Origin of the sequence: Agarivorans sp. B2Z047 (genome assembly GCF_023373605.1) — a bacterium.
GTDB classification, from domain to species: Bacteria; Pseudomonadota; Gammaproteobacteria; order Enterobacterales; family Celerinatantimonadaceae; genus Agarivorans; species Agarivorans albus.
The window spans coordinates 1,212,159-1,239,152 of the sequence record NZ_CP088080.1 but is presented as its reverse complement, the minus strand read 5'-3'; the positions used below and the strand labels follow the sequence as shown (position 1 = coordinate 1,239,152).

At 45.8% G+C, this 26,994-nt stretch carries 17 protein-coding genes; 6 read left to right on the top strand and 11 right to left on the bottom strand.

Going from position 1 to position 26,994, the window contains the following annotated elements:
• Nucleotides 1-19: 19 nt before the first annotated feature.
• Entirely contained in the window at nucleotides 20-1,093 is a 1,074-nt protein-coding gene (locus LQZ07_RS05775; protein ID WP_152780414.1) for an isocitrate/isopropylmalate dehydrogenase family protein, read from the bottom strand.
• 35 nt (nucleotides 1,094-1,128) lie between these two features.
• Entirely contained in the window at nucleotides 1,129-1,788 is a 660-nt protein-coding gene (locus LQZ07_RS05770) for an aspartate/glutamate racemase family protein (protein WP_152780416.1), read from the bottom strand.
• Nucleotides 1,789-2,169: 381 nt separating this feature from the next.
• Here LQZ07_RS05770 and LQZ07_RS05765 point away from each other — a divergent pair, with 381 nt between their 5' ends.
• A complete protein-coding gene (locus tag LQZ07_RS05765) occupies nucleotides 2,170-3,108 on the top strand; it encodes a GntR family transcriptional regulator (RefSeq protein ID WP_152780418.1) in 939 nt (312 codons plus the stop codon).
• Between the two features lie 14 nt (nucleotides 3,109-3,122).
• On the opposite strand, the gene LQZ07_RS05760 is transcribed toward LQZ07_RS05765, so the two are convergent.
• The gene (locus LQZ07_RS05760) at nucleotides 3,123-4,118 is read right to left on the bottom strand and encodes a LacI family DNA-binding transcriptional regulator (protein ID WP_152780420.1); all 996 of its coding nucleotides are present in this window, start codon (nucleotides 4,116-4,118) and stop codon (nucleotides 3,123-3,125) included.
• 356 nt (nucleotides 4,119-4,474) lie between these two features.
• Between LQZ07_RS05760 and LQZ07_RS05755 the strand changes: the two genes are divergently transcribed.
• From LQZ07_RS05755 to LQZ07_RS05735, 5 genes are read left to right on the top strand one after another with little or no spacing between them, the layout of a single operon-like run.
• Nucleotides 4,475-5,527: a sugar phosphate isomerase/epimerase gene (locus LQZ07_RS05755; protein WP_152780422.1), complete on the top strand. Its 1,053-nt coding sequence runs from the start codon at nucleotides 4,475-4,477 to the stop codon at nucleotides 5,525-5,527.
• A gap of 9 nt (nucleotides 5,528-5,536) precedes the next feature.
• A complete protein-coding gene (locus LQZ07_RS05750; RefSeq protein WP_152780424.1) occupies nucleotides 5,537-6,706 on the top strand; it encodes a Gfo/Idh/MocA family protein in 1,170 nt (389 codons plus the stop codon).
• On the top strand, nucleotides 6,693-8,228 hold the full coding sequence (locus LQZ07_RS05745; RefSeq protein ID WP_152780426.1) for a sugar ABC transporter ATP-binding protein: 1,536 nt from the start codon (nucleotides 6,693-6,695) through the stop codon (nucleotides 8,226-8,228). Before LQZ07_RS05750 ends, LQZ07_RS05745 begins: the two co-directional genes overlap by 14 nt.
• Nucleotides 8,225-9,229, top strand: coding sequence for an ABC transporter permease (locus LQZ07_RS05740; protein WP_227981115.1), 1,005 nt, complete (start codon nucleotides 8,225-8,227; stop codon nucleotides 9,227-9,229). Before LQZ07_RS05745 ends, LQZ07_RS05740 begins: the two co-directional genes overlap by 4 nt.
• A 36-nt stretch (nucleotides 9,230-9,265) precedes the next feature.
• A complete protein-coding gene (locus LQZ07_RS05735) occupies nucleotides 9,266-10,240 on the top strand; it encodes a substrate-binding domain-containing protein (RefSeq protein WP_152780428.1) in 975 nt (324 codons plus the stop codon).
• A 99-nt stretch (nucleotides 10,241-10,339) separates the two neighbouring features.
• Here the strand turns inward: LQZ07_RS05735 and LQZ07_RS05730 are convergent, their stop codons facing one another.
• From LQZ07_RS05730 to LQZ07_RS05695, 8 genes are all read right to left on the bottom strand, one after another.
• Nucleotides 10,340-11,029, bottom strand: a complete 690-nt coding sequence (locus LQZ07_RS05730) for an SIMPL domain-containing protein (RefSeq protein ID WP_152780430.1) — start codon at nucleotides 11,027-11,029, stop codon at nucleotides 10,340-10,342.
• A 25-nt stretch (nucleotides 11,030-11,054) separates the two neighbouring features.
• Entirely contained in the window at nucleotides 11,055-12,986 is a 1,932-nt protein-coding gene (locus LQZ07_RS05725; RefSeq protein WP_152780432.1) for an EAL domain-containing protein, read from the bottom strand.
• Nucleotides 12,987-12,995: 9 nt separating this feature from the next.
• Nucleotides 12,996-13,667 (bottom strand): transglutaminase-like cysteine peptidase, encoded by a 672-nt coding sequence (locus tag LQZ07_RS05720; protein ID WP_016403953.1) that lies wholly within the window; start codon nucleotides 13,665-13,667, stop codon nucleotides 12,996-12,998.
• Nucleotides 13,668-13,671: 4 nt separating this feature from the next.
• Complete coding sequence (locus tag LQZ07_RS05715) at nucleotides 13,672-14,277, bottom strand: OmpA family protein (RefSeq protein ID WP_016403954.1); 606 nt, start codon at nucleotides 14,275-14,277, stop codon at nucleotides 13,672-13,674.
• A complete protein-coding gene (locus LQZ07_RS05710) occupies nucleotides 14,277-15,572 on the bottom strand; it encodes a TolC family outer membrane protein (RefSeq protein ID WP_152780434.1) in 1,296 nt (431 codons plus the stop codon). Before LQZ07_RS05710 ends, LQZ07_RS05715 begins: the two co-directional genes overlap by 1 nt.
• Nucleotides 15,573-15,620: 48 nt before the next feature.
• Nucleotides 15,621-17,015 carry an HlyD family type I secretion periplasmic adaptor subunit gene (locus tag LQZ07_RS05705; RefSeq protein WP_152780436.1) on the bottom strand — a complete coding sequence of 465 codons (1,395 nt, stop codon included), beginning with the start codon at nucleotides 17,013-17,015 and terminating at the stop codon, nucleotides 15,621-15,623.
• Nucleotides 17,008-19,167, bottom strand: coding sequence for a type I secretion system permease/ATPase (locus tag LQZ07_RS05700; RefSeq protein WP_249483561.1), 2,160 nt, complete (start codon nucleotides 19,165-19,167; stop codon nucleotides 17,008-17,010). Before LQZ07_RS05700 ends, LQZ07_RS05705 begins: the two co-directional genes overlap by 8 nt.
• Before the next feature lie 82 nt (nucleotides 19,168-19,249).
• Nucleotides 19,250-26,752, bottom strand: coding sequence for a retention module-containing protein (locus LQZ07_RS05695; RefSeq protein WP_249483559.1), 7,503 nt, complete (start codon nucleotides 26,750-26,752; stop codon nucleotides 19,250-19,252).
• Between the last annotated feature and the right edge of the window lie 242 nt (nucleotides 26,753-26,994).

Here is a 26,994-nt window from a genome sequence, read left to right as displayed (position 1 = left end):
ATTCTCAACATCGTTTGATTTAGCTCGCAGCTAAAGTGTCAGCAACAGCCTGGCTAAAGGCTTTACAGCCCAACTCTCCGCCTAAATCGGCTGTTCTGTTAATTGGGTTTTCTAAGGTTGCATCTACCGCCGTAACCATCGCTTTGGCAGCAGCAATCAAGTCTTGTTTGTTATGGCGCTCGCCCATCCACTCAATCAACATGGCAACAGACAAAATCATCGACACCGGATTGGCTTTATCTTGGCCTTCAATATCCGGGGCAGAACCATGCTGAGCTTGGGCGCAGCAATAGTGGTCACTAGCCATCATCGATCCGGCCAAACCTAAGCTGCCAGACAGCTCACTAGCTAAATCACTTATAATGTCGCCATAGAAATTGGTCGCTACTAACACATCAAATTGCTCTGGGTTACGCACTAAATGCGCGGTAGAAGCGTCGACAAGCAAATCATCCAGCTCTACTTCTGGAAATTCCTTAGCTACATCTCGCACTACATCTAGGAACAAACCATCTGTCATATGAAAGCTATTCGCTTTATGAATTGCGGTAACTTTTTTGCGACGGGTTATCGCCAGCTCAAAGGCTCGACGAGCAATGCGCTCAGAGCAATGACGGGTAATTTTTCGTATAGACAAAGCCATATCAGGTGATGGCATCACTTCGCCCCAGCCTTCAGTCATATTGCGGTCTGGGTAAAAACCTTCAGTGGCTTCACGCATAATGACTAAGTCGATACTTTTGCCAGCGCTCATGTTGGTATCGATAAATGGGCGTGAACGCGCTGGACGAACATTGGCATATAGATCTAAACCAATCCTAAATCCAGCAGACACATTACGACCGCCCTGCTCCGGCTTGGGGTAATCAGCATGAGACTGCGTACCCAAAATAATACCGTCGTAAGTTTTTGCCTTCTCTAGCGTTTCTTCACGTAAAGTGGTGCCATATTTTTCTAAGCTGCTAAACCCTACATCGTCAAAGTCATAACGCAGGTTAAGTGCAAACTTTTGATTTGCGGCTTCTAGTACCTTCAACGCACCGTTGGTGATCTCAGGACCAATGCCATCTCCAGGCAATACAATAATCTTCATCTTTACCTCTTTTCTTACTGGTTGTTCTTAATGGCCTAAGCCGTTTTCGTTAAAACTGTTCGTAACATTTCTACTGCGCTCACTGGGCTGCTAAGCACTTGTTTTCCTGTTGCCTTTTTCACCGCATCCAAAGCGCGAGAAGAGGAGAAATGCGCCAACATTAATACTGGCTGCTCATTCAACTGCTTAGCGGCATTGGCAGTTAATTGGTTATGTTTATCCACATCACCTTGCTTTAGCGCCTCTTTCGCTTCGGCTACACACACCGTGGTAATTTGAGCGTCTTTACCCTGCGCCTTAGCTAACTGATTAAACTCTTGTTCCATGCCGGCAACAGCTGGTTCAAATGAAGCAATCATGCCGACATTAGGGCTAATGTTTATGGCTTGTAAAAACATGGCTTGGTTTGGTTTTAGGACAGGAATCGCACTTTGCTCCGCCGCCATTTCAATGGCCTCTCCAAAAGCAGAACAAGTAAACAACACAGCGTCGGCGCCTAATGAGGTCGCATATTCACTTAAGTCAATAATGCGCGAAATAAGCGCCTGGCTAAGCTGCTCTTGTTTAGCACGTTCAATACTTAGTGACTCATCGAGAATATTGATTAACTCAGCTTCAGGCCAATACTGTTGAAATGCAGATTGAATAGGCTGCATGGCAATTTGAACCGCATGAATAAGTACTACTCTTGGCATTTCCTCACCTTCATTTTTTGTATTTTGTAAAAACTAAATACAATTTAAGAGTTAGATAAAACCTTGTCAACAAAATGTTAACTGCATGTTTCAACCACAATCAAAGGAAACAAAAACACTACAAGCATTCAAAAATTTATCGTAAGCCATTGTTTTAAAAAGAACAGAATAGGAACAAAGTGTATTTAGAGCCGCTAAAATACAATTAATAAGGTGAAAAAATAGAAGTTAAGATTGTTGAAGTCGCTCACAAATACTTGTATACATCTTTGTAGAAAGTACAATTTGGTATAAAAATGCAATTTAACAATTTTGTTATCACTTACTTACAAATTGTTAGGCTGGTTGTTTCTGCGCGGTATACATCATGGAAGACTTAAAATGACAACTAGTAGCAAAAAAAGCAGCTCTACCGAACTACTCGCCGCCCGCATCTATGAAATTATTTGCCAACGACAGCTTGCCGCCAATACTCACCTAAAAGAGATGCAGTTTGCTAATGAGTTAAAGGTATCTAGAACTCCTATTCGCGCGGCATTCTCCCAGCTACAAGAACAAGGTTTACTTATTCGAAAACCCAATCAGGGCTTTTTCTTAGCCGCTGATGTGCCTAGTGATCCTGGAGCTCTAAAGCTAAGCCCAGCAACCAGTGACTCCTTAAGCCCACTTTGCTACCAAATTGGCCAAGATTACCTAAACGGCCACATAAGCAAGGCAATGGTAGAGAATGACTTAATTAACAAATATCAGGTTAATCGTAAAAGCCTGCAAGAAGCACTTATAGCGATGGAGAAAGAAGGTTGGTTAACCAGAAGTTTAGGCTACGGTTGGGAGTTTAAAGAATTCATTTCATCACCAAAAGCTTATGCACAAAGCTATCGGTTTAGACAACTCATTGAGTCTGAAGCCTTAAGAGAACCCGGCTATTTTGTTGACCACGCTAAATTACATATGCTCAAGCTGGCACAACATGACATTCTCAACCATACCGATAAACTTGTTTCCGCTGCGCAAATGTTCAACGCAGGCGTACTTTTTCATGAAACGATTGTAGGTTTATCTGGCAATGTATTTTTACTGGATGCCTTACAACGCGTAAATCGCCTTAGAAGACTCATAGAATACAATGTTCACAGTAAGCGCAGCATTCCTAAAACTGAATGTGAAGAGCACCTACAACTGATTGAATTGATTGACAGCAACAAGCTGGAGCAAGCAGCCGCATTTCTTCATAAACACTTAGAGCGTGCAGCCAAAGAAAAAGAACAAATAGCCAGTGAACTGTTTAGCTATAGTGTTTCTTCGTCCTCAATAGGCTAGGACTCACTACTCCTCTAACCACTTTTACTTGGCGAACAGCAACTAGAGCGAACCAATAACTGAGTGGGCACAATGGTGTCTTGGCTGGCTTTGCTGCCCTGCAGTATCTTCATTAGCGTGTTGGCTGCTGTCTTACCAATATCTTCTTGCGGCTGACGAATGGTGGTGAGCTCTGGGTTGGTATACTCGGCAAATAACAGGTCATCAAAGCCCACTATTGATAACTGTTGCGGCACCTTAATACCCAGTTGAGTTGCCGCTTTCATTGCCCCTAGAGCCATCATGTCGTTAAAGCAAAATAACGCTGTCATTGAGTAGTGTTCGTGTAGACGCATGAACGCGCTGTACCCCGACTGAAAGCTAAAATCACCATCTTCAAAAGCGGCTTCGTCAACGGCAATATTTAGCTGCTGCAGACTGTCTTGATAACCGGCTTTACGATCCACACAAATTGGGTTTTCCATAGGGCCGGTAATACAGCCAATTTGGCTATGCCCAATATCTAATAAATAATCGACTGCTCGCTTAGCCGAGCCGCGATTATCAATACGCACCGTGGGAATAGGAAAACCAGGAAAGTACTCACAGGCCATTACCATTGGAATTTCGGTGCCTTGGCGGATCTCCATAGGCAGCTCAGCGGTAAGCGAAATAATGCCGTCGGCTTGCTTGCTGCGTACCAAGTCCATATACACTTTTGCTTGCTCAACCGTGTGAATTGAGTCCCCCAGCAACACTTTGTAGCCGTTTTGCAAAGCAACCTGCTGGATCCCGCGCACAATGCTGGCGAAAAACATATTGGCAATATCGGGCACAATAATCACGATGGTTTTCGATTCGCTGCGCCTTAAATTTCGGGCAATCACATTGGGAGAGAATCCCGACTCGGCTACCGCTAATTCGACCTTCAAACGGGTTTTCTCGGATACTTTTTCTGGGCTCATCATCGCCCGAGATACCGTTGCGGTAGATACGCCTGCCAATTTGGCCACATCTTTTATGGTAGGCATTTACTGTCCTTAGATTGGTAATAAGCAAGGCTAACCTTAGTGAAAGCTTAGCCCAAATGTAACGGATTACATCAATTATCATAAAGTACTTTATTTTAAATCACTTAAGAACTCAATCAGCAATTTGTACAAAAAATAAACTTTTAAACTGATCACATTTTCGCAACATACGCTAGATAAACACTATTTTATTGTATAAGTTTTATTCAACTACTAAATAAATGCCATGCAGTGCGGCTTTATACGCCTCCAGCTTTGAACAGCGCATGGTTTTTTTATGAGATCAAATGTAATCGATTACATTTAATCTCAACAAAATACGACATTTGGTTTGAACTTCGATAAAAGGATTGCCGATGAAAACCCTACAAGGACCCGCGCTGTTCCTCGCCCAGTTTGCTAGTGACGAAGCGCCCTTTAACTCACTAAGTTCAATTGCCGCATGGGCAGCCAGTGTGGGTTACAAAGGAGTGCAAATGCCCAGCTGGGATAAACGTTTGTTTGATTTGGAGCGCGCTGCAGAAGACCTAAGCTATTGCCAAGAGGTATTAAGCCTGCTTGCCGACAATGGCCTCACTCTCACCGAGCTGTCGACGCACCTGCAAGGCCAACTTGTTGCAGTGCACCCAGCCTACGATGAAATGTTTGACGGCTTTGCTCCTGAGTCCGTTAGGGCTAACCCAAGCGCCCGTCAAGAATGGGCGGTAAACCAAATGATGTTGGCGGCAAAGGCTTCTAAAAACCTAGGTTTAAGTGCTCACGCTACCTTCTCTGGCGCGCTGCTGTGGCCATATATGTATCCATGGCCACAACGTCCTCAAGGCTTAGTTGAAACTGGCTTTGAGGAATTAGCCAAGCGTTGGTTACCGATCCTCGACGCCTTTGACGCAGCTGGCGTAGATGTATGTTACGAAATTCACCCAGGAGAAGATTTACATGACGGCGTTAGCTTCGAAATGTTCTTGGATGCAGTTAACCAGCATCCGCGTTGCAACATCTTGTATGACCCTAGCCATTTTGTGCTGCAGCAGCTGGATTATTTAGACTTTATCGACCGCTATCACCCTCGCATCAAAATGTTCCATGTAAAAGACGCGGAATTTAACCCCACTGGTCAACAAGGCGTATATGGCGGCTACCAAAGTTGGACTGAACGTGCGGGTCGATTCCGCTCCTTAGGCGACGGTCAAGTAGATTTTGTGGGGATTTTTTCCAAACTCGCCCAATACAACTTTAGTGGCTGGGCGGTAGTTGAGTGGGAATGTTGCCTTAAACACCCTGAAGCTGGCGCGCTGGAAGGTGCAGCCTTTGTACAGCAACACATCATTGAAGTCACCGACAAAGCCTTTGATGATTTTGCCGACAGCGCCATCGACCAAGCAGCAAATCTGCGAATTCTGGGTTTATAGGAGTAACTCATGGATAAAATTAAACTAGGAATGGTAGGCGGTGGCAGTGGTGCGTTTATTGGTGCCATTCACCGTATTGCTGCGCGCTTAGATAACCAATATGAATTAGTTGCTGGCGCATTAAGTGCCGATCCAGCCAGAGCGCAACAATCAGCCAAGGATTTAGGCATTGCAGCTGACCGTTGCTACCTAAGCTATCAAGATATGGCTGAGGCAGAAGCCGCTCGCCCTGATGGCATTGAAGCGGTAAGTATCGTAACGCCTAATCATTTGCACTTCCCCATAGCTAAAGCATTTTTGGCAGCAGGCATCCACGTTATTTGCGACAAACCCATGACCTGCTCTCTTCACGAAGCAATGGAGCTCAAAGAGCTGGCGAATGATAGCGGCAAGCTGTTTGTGCTCACTCATAACTACAGTGCTTACCCGATGGTGCGCCAAGCACAACAAATGGTTGGAGAAGGTTTGCTTGGAAAGCTGCGCTTGGTTCAAGTGGAGTATGCCCAAGATTGGCTCACTACTGCGGCGGAGAATACTGGCAATAAACAAGCCGAATGGCGCACCGATCCAAAGCGCTCGGGACCTGCTGGTTGCTTGGGAGATATAGGCACTCATGCCTTTAATCTAGCGGCCTTTATAAGTGGCTTACAGCTAGAACAAGTAAGCGCAGAACTGTCTACTTTTGTAAATGACCGAGTACTAGACGACAACGTCCATGCCATGCTGCGCTTCGAGCAAGGTGTACGCGGCATGTTATGGAGCTCGCAGGTGGCGCCTGGTAATGAAAATGGTCTGCGGATTAGGGTATATGGCAGTGATGGAGGGCTTGAATGGTCGCAAGAGCAGCCCAACCAACTACTGTACAGCCCATTCTCCCAGCCTAGCCGAATTATTAGCCGTGCAGGTTATGGATACAACGCCGAGCCTGAACATTTGGTGAGAACTCCAGCTGGCCACCCCGAAGGCTACTTAGAAGGCTTTGCCAATATCTACACCGAAACCGCCAAGGCTATTCGTACAGCACGCAGGGGCGCATCGGCCACCGACGTTCTTGCCAATAGTTTATTACCGGGGGTGAAACAAGGTGTAGAAGGCTTACAGTTCATCAATGCCATGATTCATTCCTCGCAAAATAACGGTAAGTGGACCGCTTTGGAGAACGTTCATGAGCTTGCCTAAACCTATTCTGAGCTTGGATAAAATCACTAAAAGCTTTTCTGGGGTGCAAGTGTTACACGGCATTAGCGTTGAGGTGCAACCAGGCGAAGTAATGGGCATTCTTGGTGAAAATGGCGCGGGTAAATCTACCTTGCTAAAAATTATCTCAGGCATTTATCAGCGCAGTAGCGGCCAAGTGCTAGTGAATGGCAACGCCGTTGAGGTAAACAGCCCTGCAGACGCCAAAGCCTTGGGCATTGCGATGATTCCTCAAGAATTTAACTTAATCGCCAGCTTAAGTGTGTTTGAAAATATTTTTTTAGGCCAAGAGTTAAAAGGCAGCTTGTTTCTTAACAAAAAAGCCATGCGCCAACGTACCCTCCAACTATTGAGTTTACTAGAAACAGACTTATCGCCAGATGCGCTAATTGAAGCACTGAGCGTGGCCGAAAAACAAATGGTCGAGATAGCGAAAGCATTAGTAAATGATGCGCGTATTCTGATTATGGATGAACCCACCACGGTGTTAACCAGCCAAGAAGTTACCGTGCTATTCAAGCTTATCGATAAGCTAAAAGCGCAAGGCGTAACGATTTTGTTTATCTCGCACAAACTTAAAGAAGTTAAACAGCTATGCGATCGCCTAATTATTTTGCGCGATGGCGCGTTAATTTCGGTTGACCAAGTGAGTGACATTGACGAACAAGACATGGCGAAAAAAATGGTTGGACGTGAGCTTAACCAAGTATTTCCGCCACGCTCTAAAGTACAAAGCAAAGTGGCACTTAAAGTCGATGATTTGAATGTTAAAAACTTACTTAAGCAAATTAGCTTTGAAGTGCGCCAAGGTGAAGTATTGGGGTTTGCTGGCTTAATTGGCAGCGGGCGCACCGAAACAGCAGAAGCGATAATGGGGCTACGTCGTCGCCAAAGCGGCAAGATCTTTATTCATCAACAAGCCGTCACCATTCACAATATTAAAGACGCGGTAAAACATGGCTTGGCCTACCTAAGCGAAGATCGCCAAGGCTGCGGGTTAACCATGAGCTTTAATTTACCCGAGAACATTAGCCTTATTTCACTGGGGAACTATTGCAAAGGCTTAATTAACCACGGCAAGGCTCGCCAACAAGCTCAGCAATATGTACGTAAATTCGACATTAAAGCGGCCTCCTTAGATACCGAACTTCTTTACCTCAGTGGGGGCAATCAACAAAAAGTGTATTTATCGAAATGGATGGATACCCAGCCGCAAATACTGATTCTCGACGAACCCACTCGGGGCGTTGATGTAAACACCAAGAAAGAAATCTACCACTTTATCCAAAGCATGACCGAACAAGGCTTAGCGGTTGTGGTGATCTCATCAGACATGGAAGAACTCATTGGCCTTGCCCACCGAGTTTTGGTGATGCGCGAAGGCCAAATTCAAGGAGAGCTGCGTGAACAAGAAATCAACGAACAACAAATCATGTTTTTGGCCGCAGGTCTGCAAAGCCAGGCAACGCCGGTATCTACGCCGATGCAGGAGAGCCCCCAATGAGTGAGGTTGCTAAAATGAATCAAAAATCTGGGCTAAGCCCTAATACCAGTTGGTTAAATAAGCTGCCTAAATTTACTCTGTCTAACTGGGCTCCTTTAGTCGCATTACTCATTTTGGTGGTGCTGTCGGCCATGGCCAGTGACCACTTTCTTATCCCAAGGAATCTTACCAATGTGCTTAGACAAGTCTCCTATACCGGCATTATTGCCCTAGGAATGACCTTTGTGATTATTGCCGGCGGAATAGATTTATCGGTGGGTTCAATGGTCGCCTTAGTGGGTGTACTGGTGATTATGCTGCTCAACTATTTAGGTGATGGCTGGATGGCAGTGACCGTTTCTATTGCTGCAGCAATGGCCATGGGTGCAGCTTTTGGCGCGGTAAATGGCTTACTCACCACCAAAGGGAAAATTACTGCGTTTGTCGCCACCTTGGCAACCATGTCTATATTCCGCTCCTTGACCCTATACATTAGTGATGCCGGAGAAATGGTCTCGCAAAATAACCACTACCCCGACATTGGTGGCGGCTATTGGCTGGGCATTCCTATTCCTGTTTGGCTGTTTATTGGCCTCGCATTTTTAGGCCACCTTATCTTGCGGCATACCGCTTTTGGCCGTCATGTATGTGCGGTGGGATCTAACCCCAAAGTGGCCACCTATTCTGCGATTAATGTACAGCGCGTTTATTTTCTTACTTTTGTGATTGTTGGTTTCACCGTGGGTTTGTCTGCGGTGATGCTGTCATCACGATTAAATTCGGTGAGCCCTGGTGATGCGGGCTTGTTTTACGAACTCGACGCCATTGCAGCGGTAGTAATAGGCGGCACTTCGCTGTCTGGCGGCAAAGGCACCTTATGGGGCACCGTTATCGGCGCCATCATATTAGGCATTATTAACAACATGCTGAATTTAATGGGGGTGTCCCCCTACTTACAAGGAACGGTAAAAGGCTTAGTGATTTTGATTGCAGTGCTCATGCAATTTAAGCGCGACCGCTAAACCAACACCGTACATTAATACAAAGGAGAGTAACTCATGCGTTTATTGCAACACATAGGAAAATTACTACTTGCCGCCACTTTTATTGCCTCACTGGGATTAAACGCCGCAGTAGCTAAAACCTTAAAAGTGGGTGTATCCGTTCCCTCGGCAGACCACGGTTGGACCGCAGGCTTGTTATGGTGGGCAGAAAAGGCCGCCGACGATTTTAAGAAAAGTGAAGACGATATAGAGTTTTACGTAGTGGCTGCCAGCTCAGGTTCCAAGCAAGTTGGCGATGTGGAAGATTTGATGATCAAGGGCATTGATGCTTTGGTTATTTTGCCGCACAACCCTGCCACCTTACAAAAAGTGATTGAAGAAGCCTACGACAGTGGTATCTACACCGTAGTAGTAGACCGCGAATTAGAAACTCCAGCGCAAAATGTATTTATTGCTGGTGATAACGCGGGTTTAGGCAGTGTAAGCGGCGAATGGTTAGCTAAAGAAATGGATGGCAAAGGCAAGGTAGTAGTGATTGAAGGCATGTCTATTCCGATTAACAAGCAACGGGTGGACGCGTTTAACGAGGTGATTGCTCAACATAAAGGCATGAGCATTCTCGATAGCCAACCAGCCGATTGGTCTACCCAGAAAGCACTAGCCGTAATGGAAAACTACTTACAAAAACACCCAGAGATTGATGCGGTTTGGTGCCAAGATGATGACATGCTAAAAGGCGTGATGCAGGCAATTAAAGAATCTGGCCGAACCGACATTAAAACCGTATTAGGCGGAGCCGGTTCGCAAGACATCATCAAAATGGTGGTAGATGGTAACCCGGTAGTGCGTGCTACCGTCACCTATCCACCAAGCATGGTGGCCTCTGGCATTGCTTTAGCAATTACCGGCGCTCGCCATGAAATGCTAGGCAAGATGTACCACAGTGCGCCTTCTCGAGTTATCTTAGCGGCAGAGCTTATCGACACCAATAATGCTAGTGAATTTGTGGTGGCCGACGCCGCTTACTAAATGTCACTAAAAAGCAAAAGCCCAAACAAACTTTGTTTGGGCTTTATTTATTCTGCTTACTAACATAGCAATAATAAGCAAATCACTAGTTTGGCGCAGCTACTCTTCGGTTAGCAATTCAAAGCTCACATCAACACTATCTCTATAAATAAGTTGAGCAGCCTGATAAGAGCTGGCGTTAGCATCGGTTGCAGCTAGAGTAGCGCGTTCTATCTTCATCACTGGAATAGCCGATTGGTTACGGTAGTTAACTTCAACCACCGGTCCTAGCTGGCCTTCATAGCCTTCTGCTAACTGCTTGGCCTTAACATAAGAATCGTTCACAGCCATAGCGCGTACTTGTTGCTTGTACTGTTCTTCTTGTGAGCTTTTGTATTGTAGTTGGCGAACTTCATTCACCCCACTCAACATAGCTGCATCAAGTACTTGAGTTAGCCCGTCTAGGTTGGCCAGCTCAACAATAATACTGCGCTGCGCGCGATAACCCACAAACACCCGTTCTCTGTCTTGGTATTTGTATTCAGCCTGAATTTGCAGTTGGCTGGCTTCAAAGCGGTCAGAGTCAGTTAATAAATTGGCGAGGTTTGATTGAGTAACTTTAACTACTTTATCTACCTGCTGTTTTGCATCACTGGCCGTTTTTGCCAGACTTGCAGCATGTAAATCCACCTGTACTTGGTCGGCAATCACCACTAACTTAGCCTCGCCACTAGTATGCAGCAAAGCGGCAAATACCGGAGAGATGCTAACACTGCAGGCAACCAAGCCCACTAACAATAATTTGTTCATTACTTACCTCTGCTCATTAGTGCACTTAATCATTCAACGTAAAACGCTGAGGAGGAGCAACATAACCTTGATAGGCGTCTACTGGCAAGGCCGACAGCAGTTCAACTTGCTGTTGATTTTCGACTCGCTGTGCCACCGTGATAATTTGTAAATTGCGTGCGGCTCTACATATCGCACTTAAGAAGTGGCTATCGCCATCTTCGGCCAAGGCCTGTGCTGTATAACCATAGTCAATTTTAACGTAATTAGGTTTAACCCGACTTAAGTAGTTTAGGGAGTTTAGGTTACGCCCGTATTGATCAATACCAATTTGGAAACCCAGCTCTCTTAAACTGTCTAAACTGGCTTCTAACTGGGTATTTTCTTGCAAAAAAGCCGTTTCTGGAATTTCAAAGGCCATTCGCGATGCCACCGTTTGATACTGCTGTGCCAGTTCGACTAACCACGCTAAAAAGCTCGCTTCGCTAATGGCCGATAAAGTTAAGTTAATCGCCAAGCTTAAGTTATTGTCTTGCTGCAAAGCTCGCGCGGCTTGCTCAACCACCATTTGGTCAAACTGAGCGCCCAATCTAAATTGCTCAACCGCCGGCATAAACTGACCAGCAGCGTAATGCTGAGCATCCACTTCAATGGTGGTAAACAACTCGTGGTGCAATACTTTGTCGCTATGAATAAAGTTAACTACTTGCGCCTTGTAAGCCAAGCTTTGGCGACTAATGGTATTTTCTAGTAGCTGCTTCCATTGACTACGCGGGATATGCGTATGCTCAACATCAGCCAAACTAAAGAAGCCTTCGCGCAACTCGCGAGCGTTATGTAACGCGGTATCGGCTGCAGTTAATAGCTCGCCTATGTTTTCATCTTTTTGGCGCAATACTAAGCCCATCACCAATGGTCGAGGCATGTACTGCTTCCACGTAGCTAAGCGGGACAATAAATCTTTATTAATTTCTTCTGCAAGATCTAACAATTGTTGCTGGTCGAAACCCTCAGCCAATACTGCAAATTCTAAATTGCTAATGCGGGCAAATACCAATTGCTGCTGTTGCTGGGTATAAGCGGTAAACAGCTCTCCTACAGAGTGAATAAACTCATCCCGCGCACTAAAACCATCACGCACGTGAATGGCTTCAATAATATCGAGAGACAATAGCGCAACCCCACCCACTCCGGACTCTGCTAACCAAGATTTGCTTTGATTGATGAAGTAAGCGCGATTACCTAAGCCTGATACCGAGTCTTGAAACGCTTGCTGGCGCAAAGCGCTAGCTTCTTGTACTTGGCTTTCAAACTGCTGGGCAATGTTATCCGACATATGGTTAATTGCACCCACTACACTGCGCAACTCTTGAGTGTGTGGCAAGGGAATAGTTTGGCCAAAATTACGCTGCTCAATTAACTTAGCCTGCTGTTGAATTTGCTCCAGTGGTTTTAACAAATAACGTAGCGCCCGCATTAATAGCAACACCGTTGCTAAGTACCCCACGACAAACAGCTTTGCTAAATCAACCATGGCGTTCCACAGTTGCAAATAAGCAAAACCAGGGTGGCCAACTACTTTTAGTTCGCCTAGCTGCATCCAACCACTGGTTAATACCTGTTCTTGAGCGCTGGGCTGAAATAGTTCAAGTGAAGTAAACCACTCGGGCACGCCATCAATCGAGCGAGTGTTTCGGCGGTCGATCAGGCTGTCATCAGCAAACAACTTAAGACTAATTTGCTGATAGTAGCCACTGTCGAACATGGCGTTAATTACCGACTCGGCACCAATTACATCTTCATCTTCTAGATAGGGGCTTAGGGATAAACCTAAAGAAGTGCTTGTATTGTTTACATCTGATAGTTGCTGCTCAGACAAGTAGCTACGGGTATTGCCAATTTCGATACTAAATACCACAGCCAGCAGGCCGCCGTAGATAAGCAGTACCACAATTAACAACTGGCGATATAAGGTCATAGTGTTCCCCTAAGCATCGAAATTCTTTACTGGTTTTTTGAGTTTATTTAGCCGCCAGCGTTGCTGGAGATCGGTCCAAAGCTTAAGACGACTAGATTTGCCGGCTAACTGGCCACGGCCTTTTTCTTTCATCAACCACAAGTGCTGACCATTAAAACTGTATATGGGTACTAGATCGCCACGTTGCGTCGCCGGCAATATATTTGGATTGATGTTATCGAGAATAATCGGTATTGATGAAGGCGTTTCATAATACGCCACCACCATATGAAATTGGTTGTAAGTAAGCGACTTTACATAAACCAAGCGCATCTTTTCATCACTCACGCCCAGTTCTATTAACGAGAAGTATTTGGCAATGCTAAAGTCGTCACAATCTCCGGCTGCGGCGCCCAAGAATTCGACGGGAGTAGCCCAGTAGTCTTCTTGCCCCCACACATCAATATCATCAACAAATTGCATTTGATTGAAGAAATCATTAATGGAGCGAAGCTGGTCTGCTTCGCTTAAATCATGACCATCGTTGATGGTTTGTCGCCAAGCTCGAACTCTTAATTCGGCTTTTTCACCATAGAAATTACGAACTGTGCTGGCGAGTTCTTCTAGCTGGTAAGCGGTAGCAAACAACAATATTGGCCAAGCCAATACCGCTATCCACCACCTAGCTAAAAGCCCTCGCATTAGCCTATTGCTGCTTTAAGTGCGGCGTATAAATTGACCAACGAGGAACCGCTTCGCGGTATTGTTCTTGTACAAAAATTCGAGCTCGGCGATTAGCTGCTTCTGCCTGTTCTGAATCACCAGCAGCCAACAACTCCTCTTCCCCAATTGCTTCTAGCTCAATGCGCTCTGCGCTCACAGCGTAGTCATCAATTAATTGCTGGCGTACACTCGCGGCACGACGTTTAGACAGCTTAAGGTTGTAAGACTTACTGCCACTAGCGCTAGCGTAGCCTTCAACACTGATTTTCACCTCTGGATACTTCTGCATAAAGTCGGCAACTTGTTGAAGCTGCGGAGCATATTCATCGGTTAGTTTGCTTGAATCGTGGCCAAAAAAGACCATCAACTCATAACCATCATCTACGCTTTGAAACTCTGAACAGCCATCGTTATCAACCGCTGCACCCGCTTCGGTATCCGGGCAAAGATCGCGTTCATTGATAACGCCATCACCATCTTGGTCTTGGCGGTCGTAATTAGCAGGCTCAGCCTGGTAAGTATCAGCAGTTTGACTACACGCAGTTAAGGCCAAAACAGCCGCTGCGACAATTAAGCTCTTGTTTTTCATTAAAAAGTCCAGTCCTCTGGTCGATTAACACGTAAAGCCTCAAGCAGTAAGCCTGTGGCATTGAGTAAACGGTATTTCGCGCGAAGTTCATCAATGTCGGCACTAATGAATTCATTTTGCGCTTCAAATAGTTCATTTTCGGTATTCAGTACATCTAACAGGCTACGTTTGCCTAAGTTAAATTGCTTTTTGTAGGCTTCAACGGTTTGAAAGCTCGCTTCAACATGCTGTTGCAGAAAGGACTTTTGACGAACCAATACATCCCAAGCATTCCAAGCTAAACGGGTACCCTCGCTAACTTGGCGATGTGCGTCTTCGCCCACGGCTTTTGCACGATTAACATCGTAAGCACTACGGCGAATTTCCGCTGCATCACTGCCACCGTTAAACAAGTTGTAACGCAGGCGGAGCATCGCGGCTAACTCATAATCTTTAGTATCATCCATACCGTTTTGGTTGCGATCCCAGTTACCATCTAACTCCAAGGCAATTTCAGGATAGTTGTTTGCTTTAGCTACGGTGGTTTGTGCGTTCGCGGCAGCAACGTCGTATTGAGCCGACTTAAGGGTTGGGTGCACATCTAAAGCCGCGGCAAGCGCTGCATCAAGGTCTGCAGGTAGCAAGGCCACATCGGCCCCCGGTTGCACTAAATCTTTGGGTAATTCGTTAACCACTCGCAAAAACTGAGTTTGCGCGTCCATCAAGTTATTTTTTGCCGATAACGAGTTGGTGGTTGCTCGGGCAACACGGCCATTTACTTGAGTTAAATCAGCACTAGAACCCACGCCCGAATCGGTGCGTTTTTTAATGTCTTTTTGAATGGCTAAGTGAGTTTGCAGATTACTTTCGGCAAGTTCCGATAGCTGTTGCTGCTTAATTACTTCTAGGTAAACATCAACCACTCGCAAGGCGATGTTTTCAGCATCGTTATATAATAGCCATTGATCGGCCAAGGTTTCGTTTTCAGTACGAGTAACCTCTCCAGATGTAGCAAAACCACTAAATAGAAGCTGGCGAATACTCACGCCAATTTCTGTGGGATTAGCACTATTTACGCCCAGAGTTTCAGTTTCCCGTTGGCCCCAACCTGCACCAGCGGTGAGATCTACCGTTGGGTAGTAACCGCCTTTGGCACTTTGGTATTGCTCGCTGCTGGCCTTAAATTGATTAAAAGATGACTGCAGCTGTGGATGCTCGGTAAGCACTTTAGCTACCGCTTGCTCCAATGACTGTGCTGAAGCCAAGTTACAAGACATCAATAGACCAGACGCTAGGGTTAAGGTCAGCTTATTCATTAACACTCCTTGTCGTAGGCTAACCAAAGGGTTAGCAAACAGACTTTCTTATCGTTCGCGTAGCGCTGATTGTTGCGCTTTAATTATTGGTTTTAGCAAATAATCTAAAATACTTTTCTTGCCAGTGATGATATCTACACTAGATAGCATGCCGGGAATAATAGGCAATGGCGCTTCATCATTCCCTAAATAGTTTTTATCGGTTCGTACCCTGACCAAATAATAACTATTCCCTTCTTCATCCAAAATGGTGTCGGCACTAATATGTTCTAGTTGGCCGTCCAATCCACCGTAGATAGAAAAATCGTAAGCACTGAATTTAACAACAGTTTTAAGCCCTGGCCGAAGAAATGCAATATCTTTTGGCTGAATTTTCGCCTCAACCAAAAGGTTATCTTCGATCGGGACAATTTCCATGATGCTCATACCTGGCTGGACGACGCCGCCAACGGTATTGATGTAGATTTTCTTTACCGTGCCTTTTACCGGAGAAACCACCGAGGTTCTATCAACCCTATCACGCAAGCCAACCTGCCCCTCGCTTAAAGGTTGTAGCTCTGCTTCAATTTGGTTGAGCTCACGGCGAGCCTCACTAAGAAAGTTAAGAGCGATATCTCGGCGCTTATAAATGGTTTCGCCGATGGCGCTGTTGATCTTAGGTTCTAACAACTTGCTACTTTGCAACTCACCATTTAAATCGTTGGCTTGGCGGCGTAGTTTTAATATCTCAACTTGCGAGACAATGCCTTCTTCGGCTAAAGGCTTGGTAATTCGCAATTCTTCTAGGACGAGATTGTAACTGGTATTTACATGGGTAATTTTGGACTTAAGCTCGAGTAGCTCTTGCTGCTTTTGCTCTATTTGACCAGCAGTAATGGATAACTGATTTTGTAATGCGCTTAAACGTGCTGACTTTTGCAGCTGCTGGCCGGTGACTTCTGAGGGGTATTGCTGTTTAAACTCATCATCAAAGGCGATGTCGACCTCAACAACTTGCACTTGATCACGCCACTGCTGCGTTGGTAATTCAGGGTTTAATTGAATACTGGCAATTTCACTTTTAAGACGAGCCACGTCGCCTTCTAGGTTAATCACCCGTTGTTGTTGTTCTCTAAAGTCGGAACGAAAGCGGGTATCGTCAATTAACAATAAGGGCTGGGCTGGCTCGACTTGCTCTCCTTCTTTAACCAAAATCTGCTTGAGAATACCACCCTCTAGATTCTGAATAGTTTGAATTTGTTGCGAAGGAATGACCTTACCGCTGCCTACTGTAACTTCATCAACTTTGGCCCAGTGAGCCCAATACAGTGCGCAAGCTAGCAAAACAAAAATAAGCCACAACAAACGCTTAGAGCGACGTGGCGTTTTCATCAAAATAGCAGCATTAATATCGTCAACAAACTTTAGCTCAGCTTCCGAGAGGTCCTGCTTGCGCTTACTCATTTGGCGCCCTCACTTTACCACTACGCAACAACTCTAGTACTTCTTCTTTTCTACCATCGGCAACCACTTGGCCTCGTTCTAGAACAATAATCCGATCAACCAAATCCAACATCGACATCTTGTGGGTAATCAATACAAAAGTTTTATCTTCAGCGACTTGCTTCAAGCGTTTTTTGACGAGGTTTTCTGAGTAGGCATCCATGCTGCTGGTTGGTTCATCCAATACCAATACTGGCGGATTAAACAACAGTGCTCGTGCTAAGGCGACAGCTTGGCGCTGCCCACCCGACAGATATTGACCCCGTTCACCAACTTGTCTGTCTAAGCCTTCTGGGTCCACATCGGTAAATTGAGTAACACCAGCCAATTCGGCAGCTCGGAAGATTAACTCATCTTCAATATGCGGCACGCCTAAGGTGATGTTTTCACGAATAGAGCCAAAAAACAGATTGATGTCTTGCGGTAAACAGCCCATTTTTTGCCGAATATCTGCTGGGCTAATTTGGTTGAGATCCACACCATCTAGGCGAATAGCGCCATGCTGAGGTGTATAAAACCCCAACAAGACCTTCTCTAAACTGGTTTTCCCAGCGCCAATTTTGCCAATAATCGCAACTTTTTCTTTGGCTTTTAGAGAGAAGCTTACATTCTTAAGTACTTGCTGATCGCTACCAGGATAGGTAAAGCTCACATCCGTAAAACTGATTGCTCCGTCAAAATGAGAACGATGCATATAACGCTCTAAGTTCTCATCTGGTAATTGCATAATATCTTCGAGGTTTTCCAATGCAGATTGTGCTTGGTTATAACGTGTTGCGAGTAGTGAAACTTGAGAGAATGGCACTAAGGCGCGACCAGTAAGCATAACAGCAGCAACCAAGCCGCCCATCGATAACTCACCTTGAGAGATTTGGAATACCCCAACAACCACTATCAATACCGTGGTACTTTGTGAAACAAAGGCGTTAACGTTACCTACCGATGTGGCTAGCTTGCGAATAGCCATGTTCCAAGTGGCGATGTTACCTACTAGCTCTTCCCACTTGTGTTGAAACTGACTCTCGGCCCCAGCTAATTTCAAGGATTCAATGCCATTTAGGCTTTCGATCAGATGGGCATTTTTTTGGCTGGCAAAGCGACTACCCAACTCAACTTCTTGATGCATTTTGCGTTTAATGTAAAAAGAGTAAAGTAGCATCAGTAGAGCGGCACCAGCGGGCACCAGAGCTAATGGCCCAGCCACCATGGCGATGACCAATAGGAACAGCAAGGAAAACGGTACATCGATCAAGGCAGCAATGGTTGACGAAGTAACAAACTCCCTAATGGAATCAAATTCTTGTACGTTCTTAGCAAAAGCCCCCACCGAAGGCGGCCGCACTTCCGCTTTGATATTGAGTAGTTTTTCGAAGATCCGCGCAGAGAGCAAAATATCAGATTTTTTCGCCGCTAAATCTAAGGTGTAAGCGCGCATTTGCTTGAGAGCGAAATCAAACACCAGCACCAAGGCCATACCTGCGGTAAGTACCCATAAGGTATCAATCGCCGAGTTAGGTACCACCCGATCATAAACATTCATTACAAACAGTGGGGAGGCTATGGCAAACAAATTAAGAAACAAGGAAGCGACCAAGGCATCACGATAAATGGGCGCTGAGCGACGCAGGGTATTCCAAAACCAATGGCCTTGTTTATTGCTTAATGACTCTGGAGAACGAGCATCAAAGCGATAACGCTTGCGAACATAACAGCAAAAGCCAGTGTAATCTGGTTCAAGCTTATCTAAAGAGATGTGTTCATGACTATCGGGAAGCTCCGGCCAAGCGACTTCTATGCCTTCTTCAGTTCGTGAAAGCAGCACACAAGAACGACCATCTTTTAGCAGCAAAATACAAGGTAAGAGCAATTCAGGTATTTTGTTAATTGGCTTTTTAACAATAGAGGCGTCCATACCGGCACGCAAAGCGGCACGAGGCAATAAGGCTGGTGTAAGCAAGCCTTCCTCTAAAGGCAGGCCAGCAGATAGAGCGCGCGCAGAAAAAGGTTTACCGTAATACTTAGATAAAAACACTAAACTACTCAGTAAAGGGTCTGTTCTTTCTGCGGTTAAATCTAAATCGCGATATTGCTGCTGTGGGTTAGCGTCCTGCACCGAGCGTCCTTTCCATAAACAAAAACATCAAGAGTAAGCCTTAGCTTACTCTTGAATCTACAATTTCCCAAACCTTAAGCGGCTAGTTATCTACATTAAGCTGTTGATCTTCAATTAATTGGCTCAAAATTTCACTATCGCTCATGCCTGAGAAGTCGACATCTTTAAGGGTAATAGTTTGATGAACACTTTCACCATTGCTGGCGCCGTCTTTATCGATTGAGATAATCGTCTCAACATTGCCGCCATTATTTACGGTTTCAAAAGACAGATACGATTCTAAGCTTGCCTCTGTTTCACCTTGCAGCAAATCACTTAAATCAAGCACGTCAGGCGAATTATCTGGATCACTATCATCCTTTAGCGTGAAGTCGGTAATTGTGTCATTGCTGCTACCTTGATCATCACCCTCTAACCAAGCAAACATGTCACTGTCATCACCACCGGTAAGAATATCATTACCTTGGCCACCTATCAGCAAGTCTTCACCAACACCACCATCAAGTTGGTCGTCACCCGCATAACCAACTAAGGCATCATCTCCGGCATCACCATCGATAACATTAGCCGCCTCATTGCCTACAAGTACTTCATCACCCTCGCCACCATCAATTGAGCTACCTTGAACGCCAATAAGCTCTGCAGTGGTTGTATCTAAGGCACCACCATCACCTATGATGCTGTATTCAAATTCTTCTTGGGTATCGGTAAGCGCTAATTTTTGATAAACAGCACTGCTGGCATCAATGGTTAGATGCATCTGATAAAAACCGCTATCGGTGTCACCATCGGCAACGATTTGTATGTAATATTCACCTTCTTCGGTTGCAGTAAAGCTACCTCTAGGTCCCTGCCAATCTTCTTGGAATTTGGTAGTGCCGTTATCAGTGACTAAAAGATTCCCCTCTGCATCATAAATGAAAGCATCTACTTTGACTCTTTCTTGACCAGAAATAGTGGCCATATTTGCCCACAGCACTTCACCTTTCGCTAAAGTTACTTTAATCCAATCTTCATCGGCATTTGTTACTGGGTCGTTATCATTTACCAACTCACTTTGGTAGGTGAATGAATACCCCCCCGATACGATTTGAGGAATATTTCCATCATTTAGGCTAAATAGAGAACGGTCACTTAAGTCCACCGCATCGTGGCCATTAAAATCAACAAAGCTTACATCTTCAGCAGTTGCGATAATCGATAACTCTTCGGTTTCAAAGTTGCTATCGTGAATACCTAGGCCAACTCCGTCATCTGAATCAAACAAGATTTCATCACTACCACTTACCGAACCACCAACGGCACTGCCTACTCCATCAAAACTGATGTCATCGCCAGTATCGTTCCAGAGTAATGCTAGGCTTGGTACGCTTATGGTGCTACTACCATCTTGATTAGTAATAATCACGTCGCGGTTAGCATCAACCACTGCTTCAAATACAGTGTTAATCTCGATATTAATAGAGCTTGTGTCACCATCAAAATCGGTTACGGTTACCGCAATGTTTTCTTGTTGTCCCCAACCGTCACCACCAACATCAAGCTCATAAGAGTATGCACCGGTTACAAAGTTAAGCAGCAGAACTCCGCCTAAAGCAGTAGTAATACTTACGTTTTTCTCTTGCTCAGGAACTGCACTAGGATCATAGCTATACGTCACATCGTCTACTGTTATGGCACTTACGTAGCCATCATCAGCACCAACCATGAAGCCGTCTGTAGAGGCGGTTTGCAGTAAACCAAGTGAAGCATCAACTTCAGCTTCAAGGTAGCTTTCAACAAGTGTGGAAGATAAGTCTGTTACATCATCAACGATGAAGGCAAATTCATCTGTCGCGGATTCTGAAGCCACATCCTTCAATACATCTAAATCTGCCTGACCAATACCAATGCCGTAGCTTGTATCAATATTGTCTTGAACAAACTCATCCCATGCTGCAAGGCCATTGGAGCCATTATACTCAACAGTATCATCAATACCGTAACCAAAGTTTGGCTCACCATCAGAGATAAAATACAGCAAGGTATTATCAGCATCTGGCTGCTGAGCACTGGTACTGCTTGAAATCACCTCATTAAGCGCAATATCGTAGTGAGTACCACCACCTGAGCTTAAATCCTGTAGATAGCTTAAAGCGTCTTCAACGTTGTCGCTGATCCAGCCGCTGCTTATTACAGAATCAGAGAAGCCAACAATTTGCACATTAACGTTACCTGCAGCATCAGCTTGCTCTATTAAATTAGACAAAGCTTTAACGGCGATTTCTAGGTAGTTTAAGCCATCACCGTGTTCACCATTAGTCATACTGGCAGAAGTATCTAAAACCAGAACAAGGTTGGTTGTTACCAATAAGGGGCTTGATTCTAAGCTATGAGAAAGGTCGTGGCCAATTGGAGCATCGTCTTCAATACTTATTTCTAAGCTTGCTTGAGTAACAAAGCCCGAAGTTGGATTAGCCACCAAATAGTTGAAGCTTTCGCTTACTCCATCACCATCTAAACTTGAGCTCTCTAGCTGATACTCGTAATCACCCTTGCTAAAACCATTATAGTCTTGGGTATAAACGCTTAACTGCCCTTGAGCAGTATCAATCGTAATTACGCCATTCGCGTCAGCAGTATGCGGAATACCCTGATATATCACACTGCTTAACTCTAAACCGTCAACTAAGCCATCATCATTTGCTAATAAATTACCTGTGGCTGAGCTAGTTTCAGCACTAGGTGCAGAACCACTAGCTAAACCTGACTCATATACTTGAGCGCTGTCATTGGACAAGTTAACGACATTGCCACTTACATCAGCGCTGCTTTCCGCGCCATGTTCATCTTGTAAAACGTATGAAAACTCGACTAAGCCACTACCATTTGCACTGGCTGTATAACTGATAACTCCAGCAGCAGTTACATTCACCACTCCATTTGGTACAGAGATACTTTGAGCGACACCAGGAGTTAGATCTGTACCGTGAATTGATTTAACGCTGATTGCATCGCCTTCCAAGTCGCTATCGTTAGCAACAAGGTCAAGCAAAACTGTCTCTGATGATGCAATGTTAGCAAAGCTATCATCTTGTGCGTCTGGCGCATCATTCACTGGGGTAATGTCTAAATCGGCAGTACCTGTGCTGATGGTCGCTTCACCATCGCTAATGTCGTAGCTAAAGCTCACGCTGCCATCATCGTCTTTAGCTGGCGTATACGTCCAAGTGCCATCGTTATTGTTGGTGAGCGTGCCGTTACCAATTAGGCTTAGGTTGCTCACCGATAAATCGGCTAGGTCATTATCGATATCACCGGCATTAGCTAAGAGCTCGGCTTCGGTGATCACTCGACCACCCACTGCATCTTCCGCCACTGGGTCTAACACCACATTGCTGGTGGTAGGTGCGTCGTTCACAGGGGTAATGTCTAGGTCGGCAGTACCTGTGCTGATGGTCGCTTCACCATCGCTAATGTCGTAGCTAAAGCTCACGCTGCCATCATCGTCTTTAGCAGGCGTGTAGGTCCAGGTGCCATCGTTATTGTTGGTGAGAGTACCGTTACCAATTAGGCTTAGGTTGATCACCGATAAATCCGCTAGCTCATTATCGATATCACCGGCATTAGCTAAGAGTTCGGCTTCGGTGATCACTCGACCACCCACTGCATCTTCCGCCACTGGGTCTAACACCACATTACTGGTGGTAGATGCATCGTTCACAGGCGTAATGTCTAAGTCGGCAGTACCTGTGCCGATGGTGGCTTCACCATCGCTAATGTCGTAGCTAAAGCTCACGCTACCGTCATCGTTCTCAGCTGGGGTGTAGGTCCAGGTGCCATCGTTATTGTTGGTGAGAGTACCGTTACCAATTAGGCTTAGGTTGCTCACCGATAAATCCGCTAGGTCATTATCGATATCACCGGCATTAGCTAAGAGTTCGGCTTCGGTGATCACTCGACCACCCACTGCATCTTCCGCCACTGGGTCTAACACCACATTACTGGTGGTAGGCGCATCGTTCACAGGCGTAATGTCTAGGTCGGCAGTCCCGGTGCTGATGGTCGCTTCACCATCGCTAATGTCGTAGCTAAAGCTCACACTACCGTCATCGTTCTCAGCTGGCGTATAGGTCCAAGTACCGTCGTTGTTGTTGGTGAGAGTACCGTTACCAATTAGGCTTAGGTTACTCACCGATAAATCTGCTAGGTCATTATCAATATCACCGGCACTAGCTAAGAGTTCGGCTTCGGTGATCACTCTACCGCCCACGGCATCTTCCGCCACTGGGTCGAGAACCACATTACTGGTGGTAGGTGCATCGTTCACAGGCGTAATGTCTAAATCGGCAGTCCCGATGCTGATGGTCGCTTCACCATCGCTAATGTCGTAGCTAAAGCTCACGCTACCGTCATCGTCTTTAGCTGGCGTATACGTCCAGGTGCCGTCGTTATTATTAACCAGAGTACCGTTGCCAATCAAGCTTAGGTTGCTCACCGATAAATCCGCTAGGTCATTATCAATATCACCGGCATTAGCCAAGAGCTCCGCTTCAGTAATAACTCTACCACCCACGGCATCTTCTGCCACTGGGTCTAACACCACATTACTGGTGGTAGGTGCATCGTTCACTGGCGTAATGTCTAAATCGGCAGTCCCAGTGCTGATGGTGGCGTCACCATCGCTAATGTCGTAGCTAAAGCTCACACTGCCATCATCGTCTTTAGCAGGCGTGTAGGTCCAGGTGCCATCGTTATTGTTGGTGAGCGTGCCGTTACCAATCAGACTTAGGTTGCTCACCGATAAATCCGCTAGGTCATTATCAATATCACCGGCATTGGCCAAGAGCTCGGCTTCGGTGATCACTCGCCCACCCACTGCATCTTCTGCCACAGGGTCTAACACTACGTTACTGGTGGTAGGTGCATCGTTCACGGGGGTAATGTCTAAATCGGCAGTCCCGGTGCTGATAGTGGCCTCACCATCGCTAATGTCGTAGCTAAAGCTCACGCTGCCGTCATCGTTCTCAGCTGGCGTATACGTCCAAGTGCCATCGTTATTGTTGGTGAGCGTGCCGTTACCAATCAGGCTTAGGTTGCTCACCGATAAATCCGCTAGGTCATTATCGATATCACCGGCATTAGCTAAGAGTTCGGCTTCGGTGATCACTCGACCACCCACTGCATCTTCAGCCACTGGGTCTAACACTACGTTACTGGTGGTAGGTGCATCATTCACCCGAATAACATCTGCCGTATCGCTGGCAGAAGCAGTCTTGCCATTGGCGGTGACTTCTACACTAACGTTCAGCTCTGATAAATTCAGCTGGTCATTGTTAACCGCGGCCACACCGGCATCGGTCAGTTTGACTTGATTGCCATCAAGCACCAAGTAGCCATCACCATTGTTGAGCAAGGCGTAAGTCTGCACATCACCTTCCGGGTCGCTAGACGTAAAATTAGCAACCACGGTGTCTGCAGACACAGATTCCTCGGTCACTGCTTCAGCAGTAACGCTAATGCTTGGACCTTCATCCACACGGGTAATGGCGGCCGTATCGCTGTCGCTGGCCGTCTTGCCATTGGCGGTGACTTCTACACTAACGTTCAGCTCTGATAAATTCAGCTGGTCATTGTTAACCGCGGCCACACCGGCATCGGTCAGTTTGACTTGATTGCCATCAAGCACCAAGTAGCCATCACCATTGTTGAGCAAGGCGTAAGTCTGCACATCACCTTCCGGGTCGCTAGACGTAAAATTAGCAACCACGGTGTCTGCAGACACAGATTCCTCGGTCACTGCTTCAGCAGTAACGCTAATGCTTGGACCTTCATCCACACGGGTAATGGCGGCCGTATCGCTGTCGCTGGCCGTCTTGCCATTAGCGGTCACTTCTACACTAATGTTAAGTTCGGAGAGATTGAGAGTATCGTTGTTAACCGCGGCCACACCGGCATCGGTCAGTTTGACTTGATTGCCATCAAGCACCAAGTAGCCATCGCCATTATTGAGCAAGGCGTAAGTCTGCGCATCACCTTCTGGATCGCTAGACGTAAAGTTAGCTACTACAGTATCAGTAGAAACGGATTCTTCAGTGAGCGTTTCAGCGGTCACGCTAATGCTTGGACCTTCATCCACACGAGTAATGGCAGCTGTATCACTGTCGCTGGCCGTCTTTCCATTGGCAGTAACTTCTACACTAACGTTCAGCTCTGATAAATTCAGCTGGTCATTGTTAACCGCGGCCACACCGGCATCGGTGAGTTTTACTTGGTTACCATCAAGCACCAAGTAGCCATCGCCATTGTTGAGCAAGGCATAGGTCTGCGCATCACCTTCTGGGTCGCTGGACGTAAAATTAGCAACCACGGTGTCTGTAGACACAGATTCCTCGGTCACTGCTTCAGCGGTCACGCTAATGCTTGGGCCTTCATCCACACGAGTAATGGCAGATGTATCACTGTCGCTGGCCGTCTTTCCATTGGCAGTAACTTCTACACTAACGTTCAGCTCTGATAAATTCAGCTGGTCATTGTTAACCGCGGCTACACCGGCATCGGTCAGTTTGACTTGGTTGCCATCAAGCACCAAGTAGCCATCGCCATTGTTGAGCAAGGCGTAGGTCTGGGCGTCACCTTCTGGGTCGCTAGACGTAAAGTTAGCAACCACGGTGTTGGTAGACACGGATTCTTCAGTGAGCGTTTCTGCGGTGACACTAATGCTTGGGCCTTGGTCAACCGGAGGTGTAACTCCATCATCAGTGCGAGCGATGCTTACATCAGCACTGTCACTTGCAGTCAATCCATTTGCTTCAGCTTGTATCGTAATGTTTAAAGACGTGAGGTTTAGCTGATCATCATTTACTGCTGCCACTCCCGCTTCAGTTAGCTTTATCTCATTGCCATCGATGACAAAAAAGCCTTGAGGATCATTAACTAGGCTATGAATGATCTCATCACCATCGGGATCGCTAGAACTAAATGTAGCCACAACAGTATCAGTATCAACGGCCCCTTCAGTAATAGCTTGTACGCTTAAGCTAACTGTTGGCACTTGATCAGGACTTGGTGCTGGAGGGGTTGGCTCATTAGATGAGTTATTAATTGCTAAGGGCTCTGTAGCTTCGTTGTCTGTGTCTGCGAGTTCAGAATTGGTAGCAGGAGGTTGCGTATCAAAACCAGCTTGAGCGATGGTCTCAACGCCAATTCTTTCAATAGTTACAAATCCACCATTACCGGCCGAGGAGCCATCTCCTGCGGGGGCACCACCTGCAGCAGTAGCTTCAAATAGTTCAGTCGGGTCAGCCCCTTCCAAAATGGCTTGTTGTAGCGCTTCTACATCAAGGTCATTAGCTGCATTTAACTGCGAAAGTGTTTGGCTTGGATCAAATTCTGGTAATTGAGTAGCACTATTATCACCCAGCACATATTGGTCATCACCATAATAAAAACCAAGTTGCGCGCCTTGAGAAGTTATAATCAATTCGCCAGGCGCAATAGTATCTCCCGCTTGGAGGGGTCTAATGTTGCCTTGGGCATCTACGGCAAACGCTTGGCCCTGAATAGATACAATCGTTGCACTTGAAGTTGCAATGCTCTGTTCCATTTGATTATTCCTTTCAATCTTTTTCGATACGCTTGCTGTCCGCAGCCCGCGACTCACGCCAATTCATTGGACTTAGAGTATAAATTTTAGCCAATACTGCTAGTTTTAACGAATGAATTTTTCTAATCTTGCTCTAACAAGCACCATAAATACTTGAATCACATAGTTATTTTTTACATCGAACAAAAATAAATAGGGTTAATTCATTATCTTATGAAGCTAAAGTAAAACAATCATGAACT

Excerpts from the sequence above, each read along its gene's own strand:
- LQZ07_RS05695 (WP_249483559.1), bottom strand. The coding sequence starts at position 26,752 with ATGGAACAGAGCATTGCAACTTCAAGTGCAACGATTGTATCTATTCAG.
- LQZ07_RS05770 (WP_152780416.1), bottom strand. The coding sequence starts at position 1,788 with ATGCCAAGAGTAGTACTTATTCATGCGGTTCAAATTGCCATGCAGCCT.
- LQZ07_RS05705 (WP_152780436.1), bottom strand. The coding sequence starts at position 17,015 with ATGAGTAAGCGCAAGCAGGACCTCTCGGAAGCTGAGCTAAAGTTTGTT.
- LQZ07_RS05775 (WP_152780414.1), bottom strand. The coding sequence starts at position 1,093 with ATGAAGATTATTGTATTGCCTGGAGATGGCATTGGTCCTGAGATCACC.
- LQZ07_RS05735 (WP_152780428.1), top strand. The coding sequence starts at position 9,266 with ATGCGTTTATTGCAACACATAGGAAAATTACTACTTGCCGCCACTTTT.
- LQZ07_RS05725 (WP_152780432.1), bottom strand. The coding sequence starts at position 12,986 with ATGACCTTATATCGCCAGTTGTTAATTGTGGTACTGCTTATCTACGGC.
- LQZ07_RS05710 (WP_152780434.1), bottom strand. The coding sequence starts at position 15,572 with ATGAATAAGCTGACCTTAACCCTAGCGTCTGGTCTATTGATGTCTTGT.
- LQZ07_RS05765 (WP_152780418.1), top strand. The coding sequence starts at position 2,170 with ATGACAACTAGTAGCAAAAAAAGCAGCTCTACCGAACTACTCGCCGCC.
- LQZ07_RS05740 (WP_227981115.1), top strand. The coding sequence starts at position 8,225 with ATGAGTGAGGTTGCTAAAATGAATCAAAAATCTGGGCTAAGCCCTAAT.
- LQZ07_RS05745 (WP_152780426.1), top strand. The coding sequence starts at position 6,693 with ATGAGCTTGCCTAAACCTATTCTGAGCTTGGATAAAATCACTAAAAGC.
- LQZ07_RS05760 (WP_152780420.1), bottom strand. The coding sequence starts at position 4,118 with ATGCCTACCATAAAAGATGTGGCCAAATTGGCAGGCGTATCTACCGCA.
- LQZ07_RS05715 (WP_016403954.1), bottom strand. The coding sequence starts at position 14,277 with ATGAAAAACAAGAGCTTAATTGTCGCAGCGGCTGTTTTGGCCTTAACT.
- LQZ07_RS05755 (WP_152780422.1), top strand. The coding sequence starts at position 4,475 with ATGAAAACCCTACAAGGACCCGCGCTGTTCCTCGCCCAGTTTGCTAGT.
- LQZ07_RS05730 (WP_152780430.1), bottom strand. The coding sequence starts at position 11,029 with ATGAACAAATTATTGTTAGTGGGCTTGGTTGCCTGCAGTGTTAGCATC.
- LQZ07_RS05720 (WP_016403953.1), bottom strand. The coding sequence starts at position 13,667 with ATGCGAGGGCTTTTAGCTAGGTGGTGGATAGCGGTATTGGCTTGGCCA.
- LQZ07_RS05750 (WP_152780424.1), top strand. The coding sequence starts at position 5,537 with ATGGATAAAATTAAACTAGGAATGGTAGGCGGTGGCAGTGGTGCGTTT.